The following is a 1028-nucleotide window of genomic DNA, read 5'->3' as shown; positions in this document are numbered from 1 at the left end:
TTTGGTTAAGCCCTCGATCGATTAGTATCTCTCAGCTACACATGTCGCCATGCTTCCACATGAGACCTATCAACCTCATCATCTCTGAGGGATCTTACTCACTTACGTGATGGGAAATCTCATCTTGAGGGGGGCTTCATGCTTAGATGCTTTCAGCACTTATCCCTTCCACACGTAGCTACCCAGCTATGCTCCTGGCGGAACAACTGGTACACCAGCGGTGTGTCCATCCCGGTCCTCTCGTACTAAGGACAGCTCCTCTCAAATTTCCTACGCCTGCGACGGATAGGGACCGAACTGTCTCACGACGTTCTGAACCCAGCTCGCGTACCGCTTTAATGGGCGAACAGCCCAACCCTTGGGACCTACTTCAGCCCCAGGATGCGATGAGCCGACATCGAGGTGCCAAACCTCCCCGTCGATGTGGACTCTTGGGGGAGATTAGCCTGTTATCCCCAGGGTAGCTTTTATCCGTTGAGCGACGGCCCTTCCATACGGTGCCGCCGGATCACTAAGCCCGACTTTCGTCCCTGCTCGACCTGTATGTCTCGCAGTCAAGCTCCCTTATGCCTTTGCACTCTGCGAATGATTTCCAACCATTCTGAGGGAACCTTTGGGCGCCTCCGTTACTTTTTAGGAGGCGACCGCCCCAGTCAAACTGCCCACCTGACACTGTCCCTGATCCGGATCACGGATCGAGGTTAGAATTCCAGTACAACCAGGGTAGTATCCCACCGACGCCTCCACCGAAGCTGGCGCTCCGGCTTCCAAGGCTCCTACCTATCCTGTACAAGTTGTACCAAAATCCAATATCAAGCTACAGTAAAGCTCCATGGGGTCTTTCCGTCCTGTCGCAGGTAACCTGCATCTTCACAGGTAATATAATTTCACCGGGTCTCTCGTTGAGACAGTGCCCAAATCGTTGCACCTTTCGTGCGGGTCGGAACTTACCCGACAAGGAATTTCGCTACCTTAGGACCGTTATAGTTACGGCCGCCGTTTACTGGGGCTTCAATTCAGAGCTTCTC

1 rRNA gene is annotated in these 1028 nt (G+C 53.4%); it reads right to left on the bottom strand.

Features of this window, described 5'->3' with window-relative positions:
• Nucleotide 1: 1 nt before the first annotated feature.
• A 23S ribosomal RNA gene (locus tag J2S74_RS27335) occupies nt 2-1028 on the bottom strand; the annotation flags it as partial.

Origin of the sequence: Evansella vedderi, assembly GCF_030813435.1 — a bacterium.
GTDB classification, from domain to species: domain Bacteria; phylum Bacillota; class Bacilli; order Bacillales; family Salisediminibacteriaceae; genus Evansella; species Evansella vedderi.
This window is presented reverse-complemented; position numbering and strand designations above follow the sequence as displayed.